We start from the raw sequence: 21606 nt of genomic DNA, 5'->3' as shown, positions 1-21606 counted from the left end.
CCTCATGATTTGGGTTCGGGTGTGACGTCCGACGCCGATCCGGGGTCGGCGTCCGGTTCTGTTGTGTCCGGTTCTGTCGTGTTCGGCGTGTCCGCGACGACCGCGGTGTCCGTGGAAGCGCGGGAGCCGTCCTCGGGGGTCTCATTGCCGGGGGGCTCACTGCCGGGGGTCTTGTCGTCGGGAGCCTCAGCGCCGGGCCGGCCGCCGGAGGACAGCAGCACGTCCGCCCAGCGGGTCGCGGGGTCGATGTCGATGAGCAGGGCCTTGGCGAGCAGGGTGAGCGGGACCGCGAGGATCGCACCCAGCGGTCCGATCGCCCAGGCCCAGAAGAGCAGGGACAGGAACGTCAGCGTCGTCGACAGACCGACCGCGTCACCGACGAACTTCGGTTGGATGACCGACTGGATGATGACGTTGATGGCGCTGTAGACGACGATGACGACGAGCATCGTGGTCGGTCCGCCGTCGAGCAGTCCGAGCAACGCGGGTGGGACGAGACCGATGATGAAGCCGACGTTCGGGATGTAGTTGGTGATGAACGACAGCAATCCCCACAGGATGGGCAGTGGGATGGACAGCAATGCGAGGGCCACGCTGTCGAGGACGGCGACGATCAGGCCGAAGACGGTCGAGACCCACAGATAGCTACGCGTCCCCTGCGAGAACGAGCGGAACGCCGACGCGATGTCGGGGCGCATGCGGTCCAGAACGTTCATCCGGTCGTCGAAGCCGACCGAGTCCGCAGCCATGAACAGCAGCAGGGCGAGGACGAGTACGAGTGCCGAGGCGACACCGAATGTGCTGGCCAGTACGTCGGTCACCGCGCCGACGACCTTGCTGGTGTCGACGTGGGAGATCATGTCCTGCACCTTGTCGTGGCTGACGCCGTGACTGGTGAGGAAGTTCTGGAAGCTGGTGACCAGGTCGTCGAACTTGTCGTCGTACTGCGGCAGGATCGACGCCAGGCGCGCGACGGAGAACACCAGCGCCGCGAACAGTCCGATGAGGATCCCATAGACCAGTAGCACGGTCGTGACGAACGCCGCCCAACGCGGAAAACCCCTCTTGCGCAACCAGGTCGGGACCGGCTGCACGGCGACGGTGAGCATCAGTGCGAGAAAGACGGGGCCGGCCAGAGACGCCACCGACTTGATGCCCGCGATCGCGACGACGAGGCCGGCGATGGTGAGCAGGACGATGGTGCCCCGGGGCAGTGTCCAGTCGGGCGGGTCGACGCGGTAAGAGGTCTGTGGCGTGCGCTTCGGGGTCTTGGTGCTGCCTTCTCCACTGCGACCGGACATGGTGTGCCGCCTCTCTGGACACGACTGACTCGTCGGAACAGCGGCCCCCCGACACGCGAACGCGCGGAGTGGCCGCCGTCAAGTCTTCAGCATCCGGCGGCCATCCGCGCGATTTCGGCGAGCTTCAGTGACCCGTCCACTTCGGGGTTCGTTTCATCACGAACGCCATGATGCCCTCGAGGGTGTCACCGCTGATGATCAGCGAGTCGAGCACCGAGGCGCTGGCATGGACCGCGTCGACGGTGTCGGTGATGGCGTCGGATTGCTCCATGGTGGCGATCGATGCACGCACCGATGTGGGCGAGGCGGCCAGGATCTCCTCGGCCACCCCGCGGGCGGTCTCGAGGACCTTTCCGGCCGGGGCGATCCGGCTCACCAGCCCGGCGGCCACGGCTTCGGCGGCGGAGATGCGGCGGCCGGTCAGGATCATGTCGCGGGCCAGTGCCGGGGGCACCATGCGCGGCAGACGCACCAGACCGCCTGCGGCGGCGGCCAATCCGACCTTCACCTCGGGCAGGCCGAACGATGCGTCCTCGTCGGCCACGACGATGTGACACGCCATCGCGATCTCGCACCCGCCGCCGAGGGCGAACCCGTTGACCGCGGCGATGACCGGCTTGGGGAGGCTCCGTCGCGAGGTCAGCCCCGCGAATCCGTTCTTGGGCACCGAGAGTGCGGCCGGGCTCGCGGTGGCGGCGAGGTCGTTGCCTGCCGAGAAAGCCTTGTCGCCCTTGCCGGTCAAGATCGCGACCCACAGGTCCGGGTCGGCGAAATAGGCGTCGAAGATCGAATCGAGTTCGGCGTTCGCGGCCGGGTTGAGGGCGTTGCGGGCGTCGGGACGGTTGATCGTCACCTCGAGGAGGTGGCCGTCGCGTCGGATCTCGACGTGTTCATACGACTCGCGGAATGCGGGTGCGGTGACCGGGTACTTCGCGGACATGGCCGCGCCGGTGAGTTTCACCCGGTTGCCCTTGTCGAACGAGCGCACCACGATCGGCGTTCCGGCCGGATCGTCCGAGGTGAGGAGCAGGTCGAAGAACTCGTCGTCGTCGGAGTCGAGATTGGCGACGAAGCGCGCCCCCAGCCCGTCCTTCGCCCCCAGCCCGTCCTTCGTCGCCGAATCGACGAGTCGACCGATGACCACGCCGGTCCGGCGGCCGTTCTTCTGCGGGATGACGGTGTAGGTCTCGAGGACGGCGGCGCCGTCGGCGTCGGCCACGGTGGGGACGGTGGGCACGGCGTCGAGGGCGGCCTGGACCTCCGCGCTGGTGTCCGGGCGCCAGGGCGCGGGCGTCGTCGAATAGACCCCGGCCGCATGTTTGCTCAGGACTCCGCCGTTCGCGACGACGAGGCCGAAGTCGCCGGGGGATTGACGGACGCGCGTGACGATCTCGGCGATCGCGTGCATCGAGTAGTTGTTCCCGGGGCCGCCGAAGAAGGGAAGGCCGCCGGTGACGGTCAGGCCGCGCGGGTCATCAGGAGCGATGCCGAGACCGTCGAGGACGTTGAAGACGGCGATCGGGAAGCAGCTGTAGATGTCGAGGACGGAGATGTCGTCGAGTCCGATGCCGGCGACCTGCAGCGCGTGCCGGACCGCGGCCGGCGCGGCGGGTGCCGCACCGAGGTCGGGGCGCGCCAGGGCAGTGCGTTCGACCGTCGCGGCGTGGCCGTGCAGGAACACCCATCGTGAGGGGTCGATGCCGGCGGCCTGGGCCGCACGCACCGACATCACCACGACGGCCGCGGCCTGGTTGACCTGATCGCGAGCCACGATGTAGCGCGTGAACGGGTCGGCGACGATCCGGTTCTCCGGCGTGGGGGTGACGAGTTCGGCGGCACCGCGAGCGGTCGGCGCGGCCGAATGCGGGTTGGCCGCGGCGACGTCGGTGAACGGTGCGAACAGCTCGCCCATCGTGGCGATGTAGGCGTCGCGGCCGAGCCCGGACTCGTGCCGGCGGGCGTTCTCCAGCAGCGCGTACTGGGGGAGCACCGACGCCAGTCCGTGTCGCATCTCGGCGACGGAGATGATGCCCTTCAGACCGAACCCGCGGTCCTCGAGCTGGCCGCCGACCTCCTCGGCGAAGCTCGGCCGCGAATCCTCCGGCTGGGACATGAGATGCCGCACGGTCGACATGACCTCGACGCCGAAGATGAGTGCGGCCTCCGACTCGCCCGCCGCGATGGTGCCGGCGAGCTCGGTCAGCATCGTCTGCGGGCTCTGTCCACCGGTGACGGCCTGGATGGCACGGCGTGGATCGACGCCCACCCGGTTGCCGACGGCGCGCGGCATGTTGTCCGGGCGTCCGAGGGGCGAGGACGACAGCGGGCTGGAGATCTCGAAGGAGCGGATGGCGGCGATCGTGTCGATCGCCGTCGCGACCTCGGCTCCGGTGTCGCCGAATGCGGCGGTGACTGCGCGCGCCGCGAGATCGGCCTCACCGAGCGCCTCGTAGCCCGGATCGGTCAAGCGCTCCGACGCCTGGCCGACGCCGACGACGACGGGAGTGTTCGGATCGATATCAACGGGCGTTGTTGGCATACCCAATACAAATACACACCGGGGTGTCCGACGTCTCATCGGAGGTGGGTCGGGGCGCCCGCCAGTGTGCGGTGTCGCGCGCCCGACCGCGGGTGTTGTGTTCAGCCCGGTTCCAATCGTGGTCGTCGATCCGGTGGCCGAGCAGACTGTCGGCCGAGCAGCCCGCGATCGAAAGGACCATCGATGACGTCCACCCTGCCCGGCACCGCCACCACCGACGAGAAGCTCGACGAGGTGTTCGCGCCGATCTTCGCGCGCATCGCCGAGGGCGCCGTCCGACGAGAGGACGACCGGCGCCTGGCGCACGAGGAGGTGTCCTGGTTGCGTGATGCGGGCTTCGGCGCCCTGCGCGTACCGGTGGAACTCGGTGGGTACGGCGCGTCGATCCGCCAGCTGTTCCGGTTGCTGATCGACCTGGCCGCGGCCGAGTCCAACCTGCCGCAGGCCCTGCGCGTGCACTGGTCCTTCGTCGAGGATCAGCTCGCGGCTCTGCCGGACGAGGGGGCGCAGCGGTGGTTGCGCAAGGTCGGCGAGGGGACGCTGGTGGGCAACGCGATCACCGAGCCGGGTGTCGGCGCGATCGACCGCTACCAGACCCGCCTGACACCAGACGGCGAGCGAGCCGGTGCCTATCGGCTCGACGGCACGAAGTACTACAGCACGGGCAGCCTGTACGCCGATCACATCCTCGTCGCCGCGGACCGCGACGGTGAGCGTGTGTCGGTTCTCGTCGATGCGACGGCCGACGGCGTCACCCAGCACGACGACTGGGACGGCTTCGGGCAGCGGCTCACCGCCAGCGGCACCACGGAGTTCACCGGCGTGCGCGTGCCCGCCGACCGCGTACTCGGTCCGGGTTACGGCGGCGAGGGTCGTACCTATGCGACGTCGTACCTCCAGCTCGTGCAGTTGGCGGTGCTCGCGGGGATCGCGGCTCGCGCGACCGACGACGTGGTGGGCTGGGTGCGGGACCGGACCCGTACGTTCACCCATTCGACCGCCGACCTGCCCCGCCACGATCCGCTCGTGCAGCAGGTGATCGGGCGGTTGTCGGCGGCGGCGTACGCCGCGCGAACACTGGTCCTCGACATCGCAGACAAGCTCGACGAACTCGCATCGGCGGGCTGGGAGGACGAGCAACTGCTGGACCGGGTGGAGTTCGACGTGGCGCGGGCCCAGGCCGCGATCATCCCGAGCGTCCTGGACGCCACGACGCAGTTGTTCGAGGTGGGCGGCGCGTCGATCACGTCCGAACGCCTGCGGTTCGACCGGCACTGGCGCAATGCCCGGGTGATCTCGGTCCACAATCCACTGATTTTCAAGCTGCAGGCCGTCGGCGATCACGTTCTCAACGGCACCGACCTGCCCTACGCCTGGAGTGCCGGCCGAAAGTAGTCGAATGGTTCTGTTGCGCGCCAGTCGATGTCGGGAGTCGGGCGAGCAGGTCTGAGGAGCGCCGCTACCCTGGCGACCATGCACCGGATGGCCGCTGCCGACGCGGTGTCGTACTGGATGTCGCAGCGGATCCCGAGCGACCAGTTCCTGCTGTATTGCTTTGCGATGCCGACCGGTTCGATCCAGGACTGCGCGGCGCGCCTGCGGCTCCGGGCCGCGTCCGTCGACGATCTGTGCCTCCGGATCCGAGATGTCCCGTGGACGTGCGACCGCCCGTACTGGGAATCCGCTCTGCCCGCCGACGATCAGGTCCGCGTGGATCCTGAAGGCCGGACGTGGTCGTCGTGTCTGGCTGAGGTCGCCGGGCTCATCACTCGGCCGCTCGACCCCACGCGGGCGGCGTGGCGGGCGCATCTGTTCGGTCCCGTCGTCGACGCGCCGGGCGCTGCGGGTCCGGTCCACGTCGTCGTCCTGCAGGTCTGCCACGCGCTGGGCGATGGGCGGCGGGTGTCGCAGATCGCGCGCGAATGGTTCACCGCGCCCGTCACGCCCCGGCGGCCGGGGCCCGGTGCTCGTTTGACCGGTCGCGAGGTGATGGTCGACGCGGGGACGGCCCTTGGTGGGGTTCTCCGATTTCCGCGCGAGTTCGTCACGACAGCAGGGCGGGGGCTGCGTGCGGCGCGTCTCGCCTCGGCCGCCGCGCCCCCGGCGCCGGGGTACGCACCCACTCGGCTGAACACGCCACCCGGGCCTCGGCGAATTCTGCGCGTGCTGGTGTGCGATCGAGATCGCCTCACCCGCGGCGGGCAACCGGTCACGGTCGCGGCACTCACCGCGATCTCGGTGGCGCTGCCGGAGTATCTGGGTGGGCCCGCGCGGCGGCTGGGGGTGGAACTGACGATCGGGAGATCGGGAGAACCCCGGGCTCGCAACCACTTCCGAAATGGGGGAGTGGACCTGCACGTCGACGCCGACGATCTGGACGAGCGCGCCCGACTGATCGGCGCCGAGATCGCCGCAGCCCGTGCGGCCGAGGACGATCCGCTGCGGGTCGCGCAGCGTCGGGCGTCGGAGTCGACGCCCGCGATCCTGACCCGTGCGGGGATCACGACACTCGATCTGGACACCCCGCCCGCGACGGTCACCGGTGTCACGGTGGTGTCGTCGGTGAACCGCGGGACCGCCGACATCGCCCTCGACGGCGGCGAGATCCGCTTCACCACCGGCTTTCCCGCGTTGTCACCCGCGCAGGGGCTGACACATGGTGTGCACGGGATCGGCGATCGGATCGCGATCTCGGTGACCACGAGCCCTGACGTCATGGCCGATGTGGACCGCTACGTCGAGCTGCTGGCTCGGGCGGTGGGTGGTTGAGGGGGGCAGGCTGTTTCGATGTTGTCACCCAACCCGGCTTGAACGAACTCTTCAATCGACATGCCTGAGCGGGATGTGGCTGCACGCGAGCCCGCGAAGCGAGACCGGGGACTGGTAACCCGTACGCCCGTGCCGCATCTGCGGACATGTCGACCAGGGGTGAGGTTCTCAATCGCGTCTAAGGTCAACTGGTGAGCAGACGACGCGTGATCCTGGTCTCCGCGTTGACGACTGTGGTTGTACTGGCCGTAGGTGTCACCGCTGTGTTCATGTCGCGAGTCAGAGACGACGACCGGGAACCTGCTTCGTGGCCGCCTCCTGACCTCGGCAGTGTCCCGTCGCAAGTGTGGTCACTTCATGCTGAGCGTGTGCCGGGCCACGACGGCGAAGCGTTGCTGGCGCTGCCCAACACGCTGGATGCCTATCACGGCTATGTGTCGGTGCTGGACGCGCCGACCGTGATCGTGGGCGCTCTCGGCCGCCTCTCCTCGGAGAACGACAACGACGTCGATGAGGGCAGGCGAGTCGAATCGGTGAGGCTCGTCGGACTCAACCGTGTCGACGGATCGGTGCAGTGGGAGCGCCCGATCGGCCGCGTGCGGGAATGTACCGATCGGGTCGAGTCCGGTGTGATCGCCTGCTGGAACGACGAACGCGTGCTGTTCGTCGATACCGCCGACGGACGCCTCCTGTCGGAGATCAGCCCAGAGATGGCCAACGTCGATGTGGTGATGGCCGGCGATCGTGCCTACGTCACCGGCGTCGAGTCTCAGGGTTCGAGGCACAACCTCGTGGTGTCCGCTGGGCCGCCATCGGCGCCGGGATCAACGTTCAGGCGTTCAGTGCCGGTGGCTGGGCCACTGTCAGGTATCGCCGACATTTTGTTCTCGGGAGAGGGCGTGGTTGTGACGAATATCGGAAATGCAGGGATGTTTCGGTTCACCGTGCGTGACTTCTATACCGGTCGAGCGCGGTTCAGCCTTGACTCGAATCAACTGCTTGTCGTGGGTGATGGACTGTTCCTCAACAGTCCGGTGATGGTGGATGGCGGCAGTCGACAGCAGATTCTCGATGGGCAGGGCACGCTGGTTTCCGCGGCCGCGGTGCCGGCCTACACACATTCCGGAATGGCCGAAGCCACCGACGAGCAGCCGCCGGTGTTGATGGCCGACGGCGCCTACGACCCACAAAGCGGGCGCTTGCTGTGGCGCAACCCGCTGCTGCTGCGTCGCGACAACACCGGCGCTGTTCAAGCCTTGGCCGGTCGAACAGTGATCGTGGCAGCTCAAGAATCCGGCGAACTCATCGGGTTCAACTCCGCGACGGGTGAACAGCGCTGGCGCACACCGTGGAGAGACGCCTACTGGGTGTACGGCGGAATGACTGATGGGCGGCACTACATCTTCACTGACTACGGCGGAATTCACGCACTACGCATCACCGATGGTGAGGTTGTCTGGTCCAGGCCCTTACCTGAAGGTGCCGATCCTCGTCAGACAGCGATCGTCAACGCGGGCGGCAACATCCTCATCACCGCAAACGCCACCATCTCGATGTGGCGTGGACAAGCATCCTCTCCCTAGAACGAAGCCGTGCAGACCGCCGGGGCGGAGAGCGGCTGAGGCAACGGCTTGGCGCCACAGGATTCTTGTCGGTGGTCGGGTCTATCTTGGTAGGTGAACAGTCGGACCGGCCAACAGTGCCGGACTGCAACGACTTTGGAGTCACCGTGGGGGCATGGGTCGATCTACCGGGCGAGTTTCTCGCCGGGGTCGATGCTGCCTGCCCGTCGGATGCCGACACCGTGTCACACATGAGGCGGCTGGGGTCGATCCGGGCGGGGGAGTCGTACCTGGCGTGGTGCCGGTATCAGACGATCCTGGTCCTGTGCGATCGGCTGCTGACTCCTACCGGATCCAGTTATGTCTCCGACGGTTTCGGCGACATCGTCGCGAGGGTGGCCCGCGAGGCCGGGATCACCCGCTACCGCGCGTCGGTGATGGTCGATGACGCACTGTGTCTGCGTAGTCGGCTGCCGCGTGTGCTGGAGACACTGCGCGACGGCATCATCGCGCCGCACCAGGTCCGTGACATCATCAGTCGCACCAATCTGGTCCACGACGATCACCGCCTCGATCCCGTCGACCCCGACAGTCCGCGAATCATCGAGGTGCTCGACGCGTCGATCGCCGAGGTTCTGCGCAACCGGGTCGGGTCGTGGTCGACGGCGGGTCTGCGCGACATGATCGACCGCCTGGTCTTCGGACACGACGCCGACGCCGTGCGCGAACGGCGCCGCGAAGCCCTCGACAAACGCGGGGTGTGGACCGAGAACCACGGTGACGGTACCGCCGAGATCACCGCGGTCATGGCCGCGGAGAACGTCCGGGCCTGCGACGGCGCGGTGCGCGCGCTCGCCGCGACCGTGTGCGACCGCGATGGACGCACTCTCGGTCAACGCAGATCCGATGCCATGCTCGCGCTGCTCACCCGATCGGTGTTCACGTGCCGGTGTGGAGAAAACGATTGCACTGCAACAGCTCCCGACGGTTCGGCAGGTGCGGCGGCGAGCACCCAGATCGTGATCCATGTCGTGACCGACGCCGACACGCTGGCCGGCGGGGCCGGACCCGGCTGGGTCGACGGGCACGGCGTGATCTCCGACGAGCACGTGCACGACCTGGCCGCCCGGCCCGACGCCATCCTGGTTCCGGTCACCCCGGTTCGCACTCCGCCCGCGCGTGTCGCCGCCGACGGTTCGGTGCCGACTCCGGGTCGTCGAGAAGAGGACGAGACCACGATGGGCGCCAATGTCCGGGCACCGCAACAGGACACGAGCAGTACCGGCCGGAGTGGCCCGGTGGGCGATTCGACAATGCGCGACGCGGCGTCGTCGAAGGTTGTGGTGATCTTTCCGGGAGCTCAGGCGGCAGACCCCTATCGACCGACCACGGCATGTGCGGAGTTCGTGCGTGTGCGCGACGGATACTGCACCGAACCCGGCTGCACGCGTTCGGCATTCACCGCTGATGTGGATCACGTCGCCGAGTTCGACCATGCCCGTCCCGCCCGGGGCGGTGCGACCTCGAGTGAGAACCTCAACGTCAAATGCCGCGCCGGTCATCTCCACAAGACCCACGGTGACTGGACCGACACGCAGTACCGCGACCACGAGGGTCGACTGGTCACCGAATATGTGACCCCTGAAGGCTTCGTCATCCCCGGCGAGGCCGAAACCCTCGAAGATATCTTTCCCAACCTGCGTCGCATCCGTTTCGAACAAGCCGCCAAGGCGCCACCGACCCCACGCCTCATCGTGCCGGAACATCACCCCCGGCCGCCGCGCACCATCAGTGAACGAACCGCAGCGAAACACGCCAAGCGGCGAGCCGAACGTGCCCGGAACACCGCACGACGCGAAGCGAACCGACGGGCGCGGGCGGAGGCACCGCACCATCAACAGACCACCCGGCAGGACGACGGGCCGCCGCCGTTCTGACGGCGCGTCGGCGAGAGTCAGATGGTCAGGCCCGCGGATATCCGCCTGTGTCGGCAGGCGCGGAGTCGCCGTTGCCGTTTCCGCCCGATCCTTTCGGCGGTCGGGTGAGCCGCTTCGGGAGCCGTTCGGCGAGCCCACCGAGCGGGGCGACCGACTGATTGAGGAGGTCGACGGTGTCGGCGAGTTCGTGAACCGTCTCCTGCATCGCGATCAGGCTCGGGCCGAGTTGTCCGATCACCTCCGTCAATTCGGTGATCCGATCCAGCGGCCCGCCGGGTGCGATGGCGCGCTCGACTGCGCCGTTCTCGCCGAGTAACTGGTCGAGCAGCCCGTCGTCCTCCGACAAGCGGTCGAGAATGCCGCCGGGCGCGGTGACCTTCTCCAGCACGCCGTCGGGTGCGGTCAGTTTGTCGACGATCCCGCCCTCGGAGGTCAGGCGCTCAAGGATGCCCTCGTTCTCGGTGAACTGATCGACCACGCCGCCCGGCCTCGTCAGCCTGTCCAGCGGTCCGCCCTTGGCGGTCAGCCGGACCAGGATCCCGCGTTCTTCGGCGACCTGGTCTAGGAGTCCGCCCTCGGCGGTGAGCTTGTCCAGCGGGCCGTCGGGTGCGGTGAGTCGGTCGACGACACCCCCGGTGCTCAGCAACCGTTCCAGCGGGCCGCCGGTCGCCAGGATCTTGCCGAACGGGCGGTCGGGACCCAGCAACTCGGACAGTTGGTTCAGCAGTGCGAGTGGCGTACGGATGGAGCCGAGTTCGTCGGCGTCGACGCCCACCGCCACGGCGATCTCGTTCTGGACGCTGCCTGCGGTGATGCGGGCGATCGTGACAGCTGATTCGGCGGCACTCAGTACGACACCGGTCACCGCGAAACCGAGCCGGAACGGCATCTCGACGAGGCTGCGGCCCGCGTCGGTCGGCACAACGGGCCGACGAGCGGCGTCGCGCCGACCCGGGAGGGTCTGTTCGGGGTGGTGCCGATCAGGAAGGGACTCCATGGTGTCCGACACTAGGCCACCGAACGGGGATCGAGTGGAAGGGTCGTGCGATCCGTCGGCGTGGTTCGGCTACTTCGCGCCGCCCGCGGGTGACTCCGCGGCTTTGGCGGCTTTCGCCGCCTTCTTGAAGTCGCGCACCTTCTGCAACGAATCCGGATCGGTCACATCGGCGACCGAACGGAAACCCTTCTTGCTGTAGTCGCCGGCCGCCTTGGTCCAGCCCGACGGTTTGATGTCGAGTTGCTTGGCCACGAGTGCCACGAAGATCTTGGCCTTCTGCTCGCCGAACCCCGGAAGCGCGCGGAGCCGGGCCATCAGGTCGGCACCGCTCGACGCCTCGGTCCAGATACGTGAGGCGTCCCCGCCGTACTCGTCCGCGACGACCTTCGCGAGAGCCTGGACCCGTCCCGCCATCGATCGGCCGTAGCGGTGGATCGCCGGGGGAGTGGCGCACAGATCGGCGAACGACTCCGGGTCGGCGTCGGCGATCTCGACGGGGTCCATCGTGCCGAAGCGGTCGCGTATCTTCGCCGGGCCGGCGAAGGCGCGCTCCATCGGGAACTGCTGGTCGAGAAGCATCCCCGTCAGGAGTGCGAACGAATCGCTGGAGAGGAGCTCGTCGGCCGCGGCGTCCTGGGCGATCTGGATCTTCGGCATGGGTCGATTCTGGCAGACGGCGCGCACGCAGGCTCTAGACTGCCCCCATGGTCAGCGGGGAGAACGGCACGCGCCGGGGTGTGCGCAACGCAGTGATATCGACGGCGACGGTGGTGGGACTCGTACTGGGTGTGGTCGCATCCGTGATCGGCGTCGGCGGTGCGGCGGCGGCCCCCGTCGACGACGGGGCGAACTATGTCACCACCCTGCGGTGCGACAGCGTGAACCCGTGGCCGGCGGGGACGGTGAAGGTCCGCGTCGACGTCTTCAACCAGATCCAGCACCCCGCCGATGGCCTCCCCGGACCCGTCATCTCTCTCATCGGGACCGATCGGGCTCGACCGGTGGCACTGGAATACAACTACGAGGTGGCGGTCTCGTGGCGCAATCTCCGCACCGGGCGGACCGGTGTCACCTCGGTCGCGGGCCGCGGTTTCACGGTCAAGTGGCAGGTCGATCTGCACCCGGGCAGCGGACCGGTGGTGTTCACCATCAGGCAGAAGCTGGGCGCCCTGGCCTTCTTCCCCATGACGAACCCGAAGTATTCGACCTGCCGGGGCCGCGCGGTCGCGTGACCGACCGGTCGGCGAGTCCGCCGATCAGCAGATACTGGGCGGCGAAGTAGCTGGCGAGCACCCACGTCTCACCGGCCACCCGCAGGCGCCGATCGGTCACCAGGTGCCGTCGGTTGACGATCGCCAGATCGGACAGCAGGAAGGCCCATCCGCCCGCGCGCATCCGCGGTTGTGGTCCGGGCATGTCCGACGCCAGTGCCGACATCGTCGCCAGCGTGTTGCCGTAGGTGCTCAGAGTCGGGAGCAGGTTCCGGCGGTGTCGTGCCAGAACGGTGGCGGACTCGCCGAGCAGGCCGAGCCGGGGCAGCAGGGTGCGCGCCGACGGTCGGGCGCCGGCACGCCACATCGCGATGGCGTAACTCAGCTGGGCGCCCGCGAACAGCGTTGCGCCCCAACGGAGATACCGATCCTTGGCGACCGGGTCGTCGTGGGTGAACTCCTCGCACAGCATCAACCGGTCGCCGGCCGTCGAGAACCCGATGACACTCGCCAGCGCGACGTTGTCGGCGATGCTGCGCCGGCGGGCACTCGCCGCGACCCGGCCCGCCAGCAGCACCATCGGCAACGGTTTGGTCAGGGCCGCCGCGCGGCGCGAGGTCGACGACCCGCTGACCGTCGCGACGGCAGCAGCCGCCGCATAGGCGATCCGAAACCCGCGACTCACCGCAGAACACGCGCGACGAAGCCGCGGATGTCCGTGTCGGACATGCGCTTCGACTGGGCGCCGTCCAGGGTCAGGTACGTGCGTGCGGACACCTTCGAGTCACCTGCGCGGGCGTCGTTGAGGTACTTGAGGGTCAGCGGTACGACCACCGAGGTGTCCTGCAGGGTCTGGGTCATCAGGACGGGCCGTTCGAAGCCGCCGGTCGGCAGCTCGGTGGCCTTGGTCAACAGCCCGGTGAGTTCGGTGTTGCCCGACAGCGGCTTGGTGAACAGCGAGCCCATCGCGAGTCCGTCGGCCTCGCGGGCGAACTCGGTCACGCAGGTGGACGCCGCCTTGGTGAGCCACTTCTTGCCCGCATCGGACAGGTAGGCGTTCATGTCGAGGTCCGGCTTGGCGTTCCGGATGGCGCTGAGGGTGTACAGCGCGTCGGCCGCCAGGCCCGAGGGCATCGTCGTCGACGACGGGCCCAGATTGGCGACCAGAGAACCGAATTCAGCGGGAATGGAGCTCGCCGCGGCGCCCTTGAAGTCGAGCTTCCCGCCCTGGATGCGCGGGGCGAGCCGGGCGAGTGTGATGGCGGCGGCGGCGCCCTGTCCCTCGCCGACGACGGCCCAGGAACGCGACAGGTTGTCGGCGATGTCGCGGGATGCCCGCACCGCGTCGGCGATGTTGCGGGCGGTGGCCTCGAGATCGTAGTACTGCGGTGTGCCGGGGGTTCCGACGCCGGCATAGTCGGTGCTGACGACGGCGTAGCCGCGGTCGAGCCAGCGGCGCAGTTCATCGGTGTCCTCGGTGATCGGGCGTGACGAGGGCGCGCACTTGTCGGCGATGCCGCGCGATCCGTGCGCCCATGCGACGATCGGCCACCCGCCCGCGGGAGCTCGCCCGGCCGGCACCATCAGCACTCCGGAGGAGAGGTGGGCCTTGTCGTCGGCGCCGGTACTCCAGTACGTGAAGTCGTTGCCCGACGCTGCGCCGGCCACCATGCGTCCCCGCGGCAGGTCACGGTTGGCGTAAACGGCCCCCGGCGTCTGACCGGGGCCACGGGTGTCGACGGTGCCCGCGTTGTCGTCGGCAGGTGCGCCGGAGTCCTCGGTGGCGGAATTCTCGGGGGTCGCCGGGCTGGACGTGGTGGGGCTCATGGGGGCCGGTTCGGCGGCCGCCGGGGCGGCCACGCCGAGTGCGACGGCCGGGGCCACCGCCATCGTCAGGGCCGCGGCAAACGCGACCGTGCGGGCGAGGGGAGCACTCCGTGGTTTCGAAGTCGTGCCGTGCGGGTTCATGTCGTACCAGTTCGTTCTGCTCAGGGGTGTACGTGGAAAGTGTTGTGAATCAGGCGTTCACGACACCGACGGCCGGGAGGAACCAGCAGTTCTGGTTGCCGTTGCTGGCGTTGCCGAAGACGGCCGACAGGATCGTCCCGCTTCCGGTCTTCACCGGCGCCAGGCGCACGCCCGACAGGAGGGGAAGTGCGGTGAGGGCGGTGTTGTCGGTGATCGGGTCCAGATCGGCGAAGCCGCCCTGCAGGGTGCTGGTGTTGAACCATGCGACCTGCATGGTGCCGCCGCTGCCTGCCGTCGGCGAGGCCGGGACGAAAGCATAGGCCGTCTCACCCTTGTCGACGAGATTGAGCTTCTCGGGCAATTTCACGCCCGGGATCATGTCGAGTAGTGGCTTCAGCGGGGTGAGCGGGTCGGTCTTCATCGGCCATGGACCGGCGACGGCCCCGGCGCCCGCGGTGACGAGACCGAGCGGGTTGTCTGCGGTCGGCGCGGTGCAGAACGGAGACACCGAGGGCGTGAGGGTCTGGATGCCGAGGGTGCGCAGGAGTGCGATCGGGTCCGTCGTCGCGACCGGGGTCGGCGTGGGTGCGTCGCCTGCCGCAGCGGGTGCGGCCGCCGGGAGGGGGAGTGCGCCCGCCCGTCCGGCGATGTCCTCCACCGACAGCTGGCCTGCGCTGCCCATGATCGTCTGCGCCGCCTCGACGGCGATCTTGTCGACGCCTGCCGCCTTCAGCAGGCGAACGGCGCCGGCCAGCTCGGCGTCGAACGGGATCGACAACGCGCCGAGCATGTTCGCCGGGATGAGGGGTTCGGCGGTCGCTGGTGCCGAGGTGACGGTGAGGGTGGCCGCTGCCATCGCCACGCCCATGAGTCCCGCTCCACAGCGCTGGATCGCGCGGTGACGGGTGACGCGATGACGAGTGACGGGACGGTCCGCGTCGGGGCGGGTGAACCGAGACGAGATGGACATGGCTCTCCTTGAGGCAACCGGCTATGACAACCGAGCACACCCGCCACGTGTGGCGGGTGTGACAGATGGGGCTTGAGTTACAAGAGACCATGCGGTGCTCGACCGCGGCAAGTCGTGAGTCCGACCCGTGACCTGGGCGCTACCTGTGAGATACCGGAGCCGGCGCGACATGCGGTTCTACCGGGGTTCGCGGGACTCCACGCGCGCAACAGAACGGCACCCCGGCGCTGACGCCGGGGTGCCGTTCCTGTGAGAGGGAAAGCGATCAGATGATCGCGAGTCCGATGACGGGGACGATCGTGCAGGACACGATCTGGCCCTTCGTCTTGGTGGTGACGTTGCCGTGGATCGCCGAGATGACGCGCCCCTTGCCGGTGCGGGAGATGCCGGTGAAGGTGCCCGGACCCTCCTTGACGTTGATCTTCGGGTTGCGCTTGAGGGTCGTCGTGCCGGTACGGCCGGTGTCGACGTTGAACCAGCTCACCGTCAGGGGAGCGGTCTTGTTGTCGATGGCCGGACCGGTGCCGAGGGAGGTGTAGACGTAGCCGCTCTCGCCCCGCTTGGGGCCGGGCGCCGGAGCTTCCTGCGGTCCGGCGGTCACCAGTGCACGGCCGAGCGAGCCGCCGCCCGGGATGCAGCCGAGACCGAAAGTGGGATAGAGGAATTCCTGGATCTTCGGGGCGTTCGGGCCCTGCGGGATCTCGGGATCGCCGGGCTTGCGCTCGGCGGCGAGCTCGCGCGCGGCCTGCTTGCGGCCCGGCTCGCCGAGGAAGTCGGCGATCGACCGCCAGATCTTGCTGACCTCCGCGGGCATCCCCGGGGTGTCGGCGAACGACTGTGCCTGACGGAGCAGATCGACCGAGACCTTGCCGTCCGGACCGGGCGTGGCCACCGAGCCGATGATGGCCGGGGCGAATGCGCCGAGCGAGTCCAGCACCCGCTGGTCGACCTTCGGCGCCGGAGCGGCCTGCGCGGCGACGGGCAGCGCGAGCGAGGTCGCCGCCGCGAGAGCCGAGACGGCGACGACGACGCGACGGGTCCGGAGTCGATGGGGGGCCTTGGCGGATCGCAACCTCAGTGGCCGAGTGAAACGCACTGGTGTGTCCTAACGGTCGTGGCGGCGCCGGCTGGAAACCGTCGTGCGCCTCGTGGTCGTGTCATCCGCCCGGGTGTCGGGTAGCGGACAGCCGATCTTCTCACCCGGGTCGTCGCGGGCCAGTCTAAGCCCCCGGCGGGTTCCAATGTCCAGACAGTAAGCCTGTTACGGGTGGGTTTATTGAGGTTATTGATGCAATTGTTACCGAAGTGAAGTATTGCGGCGTCGAATACAACGGGGTCTACCCACCTGGTTGGATGGACCGGAGTGGTGCCGACGCGTTGCGAGACGGCTGACGGTCCACGAGTCGACGATTGATGGGGTGTCCCGGGTGAGAGAACAGCGCAACGACGACGGTCGCGTCCGCGGGCGGGTCCGAATGGCGCGCGCGATGACCGCGTTCATCGCCATCGCGGTGGCCACGACGACGGTGACAGCCTGCGCTGACGAGTCGGCCACCGGTAGTCAGGTCACCCTGCTGACGCACGACTCGTTCGAGCTGCCCGAGTCGGTACTGGACGCCTTTCGTCAGGACACCGGTCTCACTCTGAAGATCGTGAAGTCCGGCGACGCGGGCCAACTGGCATCGACCGTTTCGCTCACACCCGGCGCGCCGAAGGGAGACGCGGTCTACGGCATCGACAACACCTTCGCGTCGCGGCCGATCGAGGCGGGCGCTCTCGAGCCCTATGCGTCTCCGGCCGCGGCCGCGGGAGCGGCCGACTACGCGGTGCCCGGCGCGAGCGATCAACTCACTGCCATCGATCGCGGAGACGTGTGCCTGAACATCGACAACGCCTGGTTCGAGCAGAGGTCACTCACCGCGCCGACGAGTTTTCGCGACCTCACCCGGCCCGAGTACGCGGCGCAGACCGTGCTCATGGACCCGTCGACCTCCTCGCCGGGTACCGCCTTCATGCTGACCACCGTCGGCGCGCTGGGCAACGGCTGGCAGGACTACTGGAAGCAGGTCATCGGCGGCGGTGCGACCGTGGTCTCCGGGTGGGAGATCGCCTACAACCAGTTGTTCAGTGCGGGCGAAGGGCGCGGCGACAAGCCGATCGTGCTGTCCTACGCCTCGTCGCCGGCCGCGACCCCGGGTACCAGCGCACTACTGGACAGCTGCTTCCCGCAGGTCGAATACGTCGGCATCCTGAAGGGCACCCGGAACTCGACGGGTGCGCGCAAACTCGTCGACTTCATGCTGAGTCCGACCGTCCAGAAAGAACTGCCATCGTCGATGTACGTCTACCCGGTGCAACGCGACACCCCGCTACCCGAGGGGTGGCCCGCCCGCGCCGAGGTGCCCGCGTGGATGGCGTCGCTGCCTCCGGCGACCATCGCGGACAACCGCGAGATGTGGCTCGACCAGTGGCGAGCCGCGGCCGGTCGGTGATGCCCGCGTGACAGAGGCCCAGGCGCAGGCCGGGACGGCTGCCACGCGTGTGGCGTCCCTCGCCGGGCGGGTGGCGCTGCGACTGGTCCCTGCGATCTTCGTCGTCGTGCTGTTCGCCTGGCCCGTCGTCGCCCTGGTCCGTCGTGCGGTCGCCCTTGCGGGTGACACGGGTTCGGGTCTGGGTGATCTGCTCGACCGCACCGACGCACTCGGCCTGCTGGGCGTCACCCTCGGGCAGGCGGCGGCGTCGACCGTGCTCGCGCTTCTCGCCGCGGCGCCGATCGCGTGGTTGTTCGCCCGGGTCCGGGGGCGGACGGCGATCATCCTGGCCGTGATCGTGACGGTGCCGTTCGTGCTGCCCACCGTGGTCGTCGGTATCGCCTTCCGCTCGCTGCTGTCGGGGCCACTCGCCTTCTTGCACATCGAGTCCGGTCTGCCGGCGGTGCTCGCCGCGCACATGTTCATCAATGTGGCGGTCGTCGTGCGTGTGGTGGGTGCCGCGTGGCGTGGCCTCGATCCCCGCGTAGTCGAGGCCGCCCGAACACTCGGCGCGGGCCGTCTGCGGGCGGTGCGTACGGTCGTCCTGCCGCGGCTGGTGCCGTCGATCGCCTCCGCGGCGGCGCTGATCTTCCTGTTCTGCTCTACCAGTTTCGGTGTCGTCATCATCCTGGGCGCGGGGGAGTTACGGACTCTCGAGACCGAGATCTACACGCAGGCCATCGGTTACTTCCGTATTCCGGAGGCGGTCGCGCTGTCGACGTTGCAGATCGTCGTGGTCGTCGCAGCGCTGCTGCTCACCCGGGTCTTCACCGATCCGGCCGGTACGGGGTCGGCGGGTGCCGGTCGTCGGCACGCCGGGAGCGCCGCGCATGGGCGGTGGACGCGGCCGGCCATGTGGGCGGCCGGCGTCTGGACCGTTGTGCTGCTCGTCGGACCCGTCGTCGTGCTCCTGGTGCGGTCCGTGCGGCCGGTCGCCGACGGTGGGTGGACGCTGGCCGGGTATCGCGCGCTCGCCGAACCGGTCAACGGCGTCACTCCGCTGGAGAGCCTGCGATATTCGCTGCTCACCGCGCTCGCCGCCACCGCGATCGCGATGGCCGTCGGTACGCTCGCCGCGGTGGCATTGCACCGATCGCACGGGTTCCTCGGCACGGTCGGCTCGGCCATCTCGCTCGTCCCGCTCGGAATCAGCGCCGTCACACTGGGTTTCGGATACCTGATCGTCCTGGCGTCGATGCCGTACGCGATTGCGGCGTCGCCCGCGGTCATCCCGCTCGTGCAGGCGCTCATCGCGATCCCGGTGGTCATCCGCATCATGCTGCCCGCCCTGGACTCGGTGCCGGCCCGGCAACGGCATGCCGCGGCAACCCTCGGCGCCCCGCCGTGGCGCGTCTTCGTGACCGTCGACATGCCGGTCGTCGGCCGGTCGATGGCGGCGGCGGGCGGCTTCGCCTTCGTGATGGCGCTCGGCGAGTTCGGGGCGACGAGCTTTCTCGCCCGCGCCGACACGACGACACTGCCCGTGCTGATCGGGTCCGCGCTCAACCGCCCGGGCGCCGACAATCTCGCCACCGCGATGGCCGCCTCGGTCGTCCTGGTGGTCGCCACCACCGTGGCGGTGGTGGCGGTCGAGGCATTCCGACCGCGAACGGAGGTGCCGCTGCTGTGACCGATGGTGGAGCACAGGTGGGTCGCGGTGTGTCGCCCGGTGATGTGCTGACGATCTCCGATCTCACCGTCGCCTACGGCGACGACACGGTGATCGACGGTCTGTCGTGGCAGGTCGGCGGGGAGGGCGCGCTGGTGACCGCGATCCTCGGCCCGTCCGGGTGCGGCAAGTCGACACTGCTGCGGGCGGTCGCCGGACTCGAGGTCCCCACCCGGGGTGCGGTGCGATTCCACGGTGTGGACCTGGCCGGGGTCGAGGTCCACCGCCGGGATTTCGGCGTCGTGTTCCAGGACGGACAATTGTTCGGCGGGCGCAGCGTCGCGTCGAACATCGGCTACGGACTGCGGGTCCGCCGATGGCCGCGTCGGCGCATCGCCGAACGCGTCGACGAGATGCTCGACGTGGTCGGTCTTCCCGGTTACGGGAAGCGGCAGGTGGACACCTTGTCCGGCGGGCAGGCCCAGCGCGTCGCGCTCGCCCGCGCACTGGCTCCCCGGCCGCGGTTGCTCCTCCTCGACGAGCCGCTCGCGGCCCTCGACAGGAGGCTGAGAGACGAACTCGCGGTGGAGATCTCGGAGATCGTGCGGGCCGCGGGAGTGCCGACCGTGGTGGTCACCCACGACCACGCCGAAGCCGCGACCATGGCCGACGTGATCAGTGTGATGCGAGACGGCGCGATGGTCCAGACCAGTGTTCCCGCGCACCTGTGGAGCCGTCCCGCCGACGAGTGGACCGCGCGATTCCTCGGTGTCACAACGGTTCTCGACGCACGAGTCGAATCGGGCGTCGCCGACACCGTTCTCGGTGCCCTGCCCCTCGATGTGCCCGATGGGTCGGTACGACTCGGCCTGCGTCCGGAGTCCGTCGAGGTCGGCAGCCTCCTCGAGGGTCGGGAGCCCGGGGGTCATACGGCTGGGGGTCACACGGCTGGGGGCACGGTGCGCCTCGTCGCCGAGTTGCCCTCCGGACCGCGGGTGCGCCTGGACACCGTGGCCGGCGAGATCGATGCGGTGACCGACGAACCGGTGATGATCGGCGACCGGGTGCGTATCCGGTTGGTGCCCGAACGTGTCGCGGTGATCGGGCGGTGACCGCGGCTCGACGCGACCTCCTCGTGCCGCCCGGGCTCATGATCGTCGGGGCCACGTCGATGTACCTCGGCGCTGCCGTCGCCGTCGGACTGTTCGACGTGATTTCGCCGGCTGCGGTCGCGTGGCTGCGTATCGCGGGTGCCGCGATCGTTCTGCTGCTGTGGGTGCGGCCGCCGCGCACCGCCTGGCGCTGGGAGCGATTGCGGCTCGCCGGGTGTTTCGGCCTGATCACCGCGGGCATGAACATCGCCTTCTACGAGGCGCTCGTGCATCTGCCGCTCGGCACCACCGTCGCGCTGGAGTTCCTGGGCCCGGTCGTGGTGGCCGCACTGGGTTCGGCAACACGACGAGACGTCGCCGCGCTCGTCCTGGCCGTCGTCGGTGTGCTCCTGATCGCCGACGTCCGATGGTCGGGGACGGCGCTGGGGGTGATCCTCGCCCTGACCGCGGCGGCCTGTTGGGCCGGTTACATCGTGCTGGGCAAGCGGGTCGCGGCCCGCGGCTCGGGCGTCGAGGACCTCGCCACCGGGTTCGCGGTCGCCGCAGTCGTCACGGCGCCGCTCGCGTGGTGGGTGGCCGACGCCGTACGCGCCGGTGCGTCATTGCCCGTGGTCCTCGGCCAGGGCCTGCTGCTGGGCATCGCCTCGACGGCGGTGCCCTACGCCCTGGATCAGATCGTGCTCCGGCGCGTCGGCCGGGCACGGTTCGCGATCCTGTTGGCGCTGTTGCCGGTGACCGCATCGGTCATCGGGCTGGTCGCGCTGGGCCAGATACCTCGGCCGCTGGAGGCGGTCGGGATCGCGGCGGTCGCGCTCGCCGTCGCGGTCAGGTCCGCCGACGAGGCCGACGAGGTGCCGCCGAACTAGCCGATCTCACGCGGCACGCGCCTTCTTCAACGCCTTCTGCAGCTCTTTCTTCGACATGTCCGAGGTGTCCAGCTTGCGCATCCGGTGGATCACCACGGGGCAGCGAACGCAGCGCGTGGAGCTCTTGCAGCACTTCTTCTTGGGCTTCAACGAGCCCACTCTGGTCGGGTCGACCTTGCCCATGACGCGAGGTTAGCAGGCCCTAAGTCCGGCGCTTCCGGGAGCTGTGATCGC

The 21606-nt window shown here is 68.9% G+C and carries 18 protein-coding genes; 9 read left to right on the top strand and 9 right to left on the bottom strand.

The window, feature by feature from the left end; all coding sequences use genetic code 11:
- Positions 1-2: 2 nt before the first annotated feature.
- Positions 3-1301 (bottom strand): AI-2E family transporter, encoded by a 1299-nt coding sequence (locus MAY35_RS06810; RefSeq protein WP_238420124.1) that lies wholly within the window; start codon positions 1299-1301, stop codon positions 3-5.
- Between the two features lie 124 nt (positions 1302-1425).
- Positions 1426-3840 (bottom strand): acetyl-CoA acetyltransferase, encoded by a 2415-nt coding sequence (locus tag MAY35_RS06805; RefSeq protein ID WP_238420123.1) that lies wholly within the window; start codon positions 3838-3840, stop codon positions 1426-1428.
- A gap of 183 nt (positions 3841-4023) precedes the next feature.
- Between MAY35_RS06805 and MAY35_RS06800 the strand changes: the two genes are divergently transcribed.
- The 4 genes from MAY35_RS06800 (at position 4024) to MAY35_RS06785 (ending at position 10108) form a co-directional block, all read left to right on the top strand.
- Entirely contained in the window at positions 4024-5235 is a 1212-nt protein-coding gene (locus tag MAY35_RS06800) for an acyl-CoA dehydrogenase family protein (RefSeq protein ID WP_238420122.1), read from the top strand.
- Between the two features lie 78 nt (positions 5236-5313).
- A complete protein-coding gene (locus MAY35_RS06795; protein ID WP_238420121.1) occupies positions 5314-6609 on the top strand; it encodes a WS/DGAT domain-containing protein in 1296 nt (431 codons plus the stop codon).
- 368 nt (positions 6610-6977) lie between these two features.
- Positions 6978-8192, top strand: a complete 1215-nt coding sequence (locus tag MAY35_RS23355; protein WP_238420119.1) for a PQQ-binding-like beta-propeller repeat protein — start codon at positions 6978-6980, stop codon at positions 8190-8192.
- A 146-nt stretch (positions 8193-8338) separates the two neighbouring features.
- Complete coding sequence (locus MAY35_RS06785; protein WP_238420117.1) at positions 8339-10108, top strand: HNH endonuclease signature motif containing protein; 1770 nt, start codon at positions 8339-8341, stop codon at positions 10106-10108.
- A 25-nt stretch (positions 10109-10133) separates the two neighbouring features.
- Here MAY35_RS06785 and MAY35_RS06780 read toward each other — a convergent pair whose 3' ends face one another.
- Together MAY35_RS06780 and MAY35_RS06775 are read right to left on the bottom strand one after the other, a co-directional pair.
- Positions 10134-11105 (bottom strand): hypothetical protein, encoded by a 972-nt coding sequence (locus MAY35_RS06780; RefSeq protein WP_238420115.1) that lies wholly within the window; start codon positions 11103-11105, stop codon positions 10134-10136.
- Positions 11106-11174: 69 nt separating this feature from the next.
- Positions 11175-11762, bottom strand: coding sequence for an HhH-GPD-type base excision DNA repair protein (locus tag MAY35_RS06775; protein WP_238420114.1), 588 nt, complete (start codon positions 11760-11762; stop codon positions 11175-11177).
- Between the two features lie 47 nt (positions 11763-11809).
- Here MAY35_RS06775 and MAY35_RS06770 point away from each other — a divergent pair, with 47 nt between their 5' ends.
- The gene (locus MAY35_RS06770; protein WP_238420113.1) at positions 11810-12337 is read left to right on the top strand and encodes a hypothetical protein; all 528 of its coding nucleotides are present in this window, start codon (positions 11810-11812) and stop codon (positions 12335-12337) included.
- On the opposite strand, the gene MAY35_RS06765 is transcribed toward MAY35_RS06770, so the two are convergent.
- The 4 genes from MAY35_RS06765 to MAY35_RS06750 all read right to left on the bottom strand — a co-directional run bounded on the left by MAY35_RS06765 (position 12255) and on the right by MAY35_RS06750 (position 16350).
- Positions 12255-13001: a lysoplasmalogenase gene (locus tag MAY35_RS06765; protein ID WP_238420112.1), complete on the bottom strand. Its 747-nt coding sequence runs from the start codon at positions 12999-13001 to the stop codon at positions 12255-12257. The genes MAY35_RS06770 and MAY35_RS06765 overlap by 83 nt on opposite strands.
- Positions 12998-14284, bottom strand: coding sequence for a S9 family peptidase (locus MAY35_RS06760; RefSeq protein ID WP_238420111.1), 1287 nt, complete (start codon positions 14282-14284; stop codon positions 12998-13000). The genes MAY35_RS06765 and MAY35_RS06760 overlap by 4 nt, the downstream gene beginning before the upstream one ends.
- 49 nt (positions 14285-14333) lie before the next feature.
- A complete protein-coding gene (locus MAY35_RS06755) occupies positions 14334-15254 on the bottom strand; it encodes a hypothetical protein (RefSeq protein ID WP_238420110.1) in 921 nt (306 codons plus the stop codon).
- A gap of 265 nt (positions 15255-15519) precedes the next feature.
- The gene (locus tag MAY35_RS06750; protein ID WP_238420109.1) at positions 15520-16350 is read right to left on the bottom strand and encodes a hypothetical protein; all 831 of its coding nucleotides are present in this window, start codon (positions 16348-16350) and stop codon (positions 15520-15522) included.
- A gap of 379 nt (positions 16351-16729) precedes the next feature.
- On the opposite strand from MAY35_RS06750, the gene MAY35_RS06745 reads away from it, so the two are divergent.
- Genes MAY35_RS06745 through MAY35_RS06730 form a run of 4 tightly spaced genes read left to right on the top strand, consistent with a single transcriptional unit; the run spans position 16730 to position 21372 of the window.
- Entirely contained in the window at positions 16730-17746 is a 1017-nt protein-coding gene (locus MAY35_RS06745; RefSeq protein WP_238420182.1) for a thiamine ABC transporter substrate binding subunit, read from the top strand.
- A 7-nt stretch (positions 17747-17753) separates the two neighbouring features.
- Positions 17754-19415 carry an iron ABC transporter permease gene (locus tag MAY35_RS06740; protein WP_238420107.1) on the top strand — a complete coding sequence of 554 codons (1662 nt, stop codon included), beginning with the start codon at positions 17754-17756 and terminating at the stop codon, positions 19413-19415.
- A gap of 44 nt (positions 19416-19459) precedes the next feature.
- Positions 19460-20506: an ABC transporter ATP-binding protein gene (locus MAY35_RS06735; protein WP_374237931.1), complete on the top strand. Its 1047-nt coding sequence runs from the start codon at positions 19460-19462 to the stop codon at positions 20504-20506.
- Complete coding sequence (locus MAY35_RS06730; protein ID WP_238420105.1) at positions 20503-21372, top strand: DMT family transporter; 870 nt, start codon at positions 20503-20505, stop codon at positions 21370-21372. The genes MAY35_RS06735 and MAY35_RS06730 overlap by 4 nt, the downstream gene beginning before the upstream one ends.
- A gap of 6 nt (positions 21373-21378) precedes the next feature.
- On the opposite strand, the gene MAY35_RS06725 is transcribed toward MAY35_RS06730, so the two are convergent.
- Positions 21379-21555, bottom strand: a complete 177-nt coding sequence (locus MAY35_RS06725) for a hypothetical protein (RefSeq protein WP_238420104.1) — start codon at positions 21553-21555, stop codon at positions 21379-21381.
- Positions 21556-21606: the final 51 nt, after the last annotated feature.

Origin of the sequence: Gordonia sp. 'Campus', assembly GCF_022206305.1 — a bacterium.
Taxonomy (GTDB): domain Bacteria; phylum Actinomycetota; class Actinomycetes; order Mycobacteriales; family Mycobacteriaceae; genus Gordonia.
Note: the sequence above shows the minus strand (reverse complement) of the source record. Positions and strands in the feature narration are given on the sequence as shown.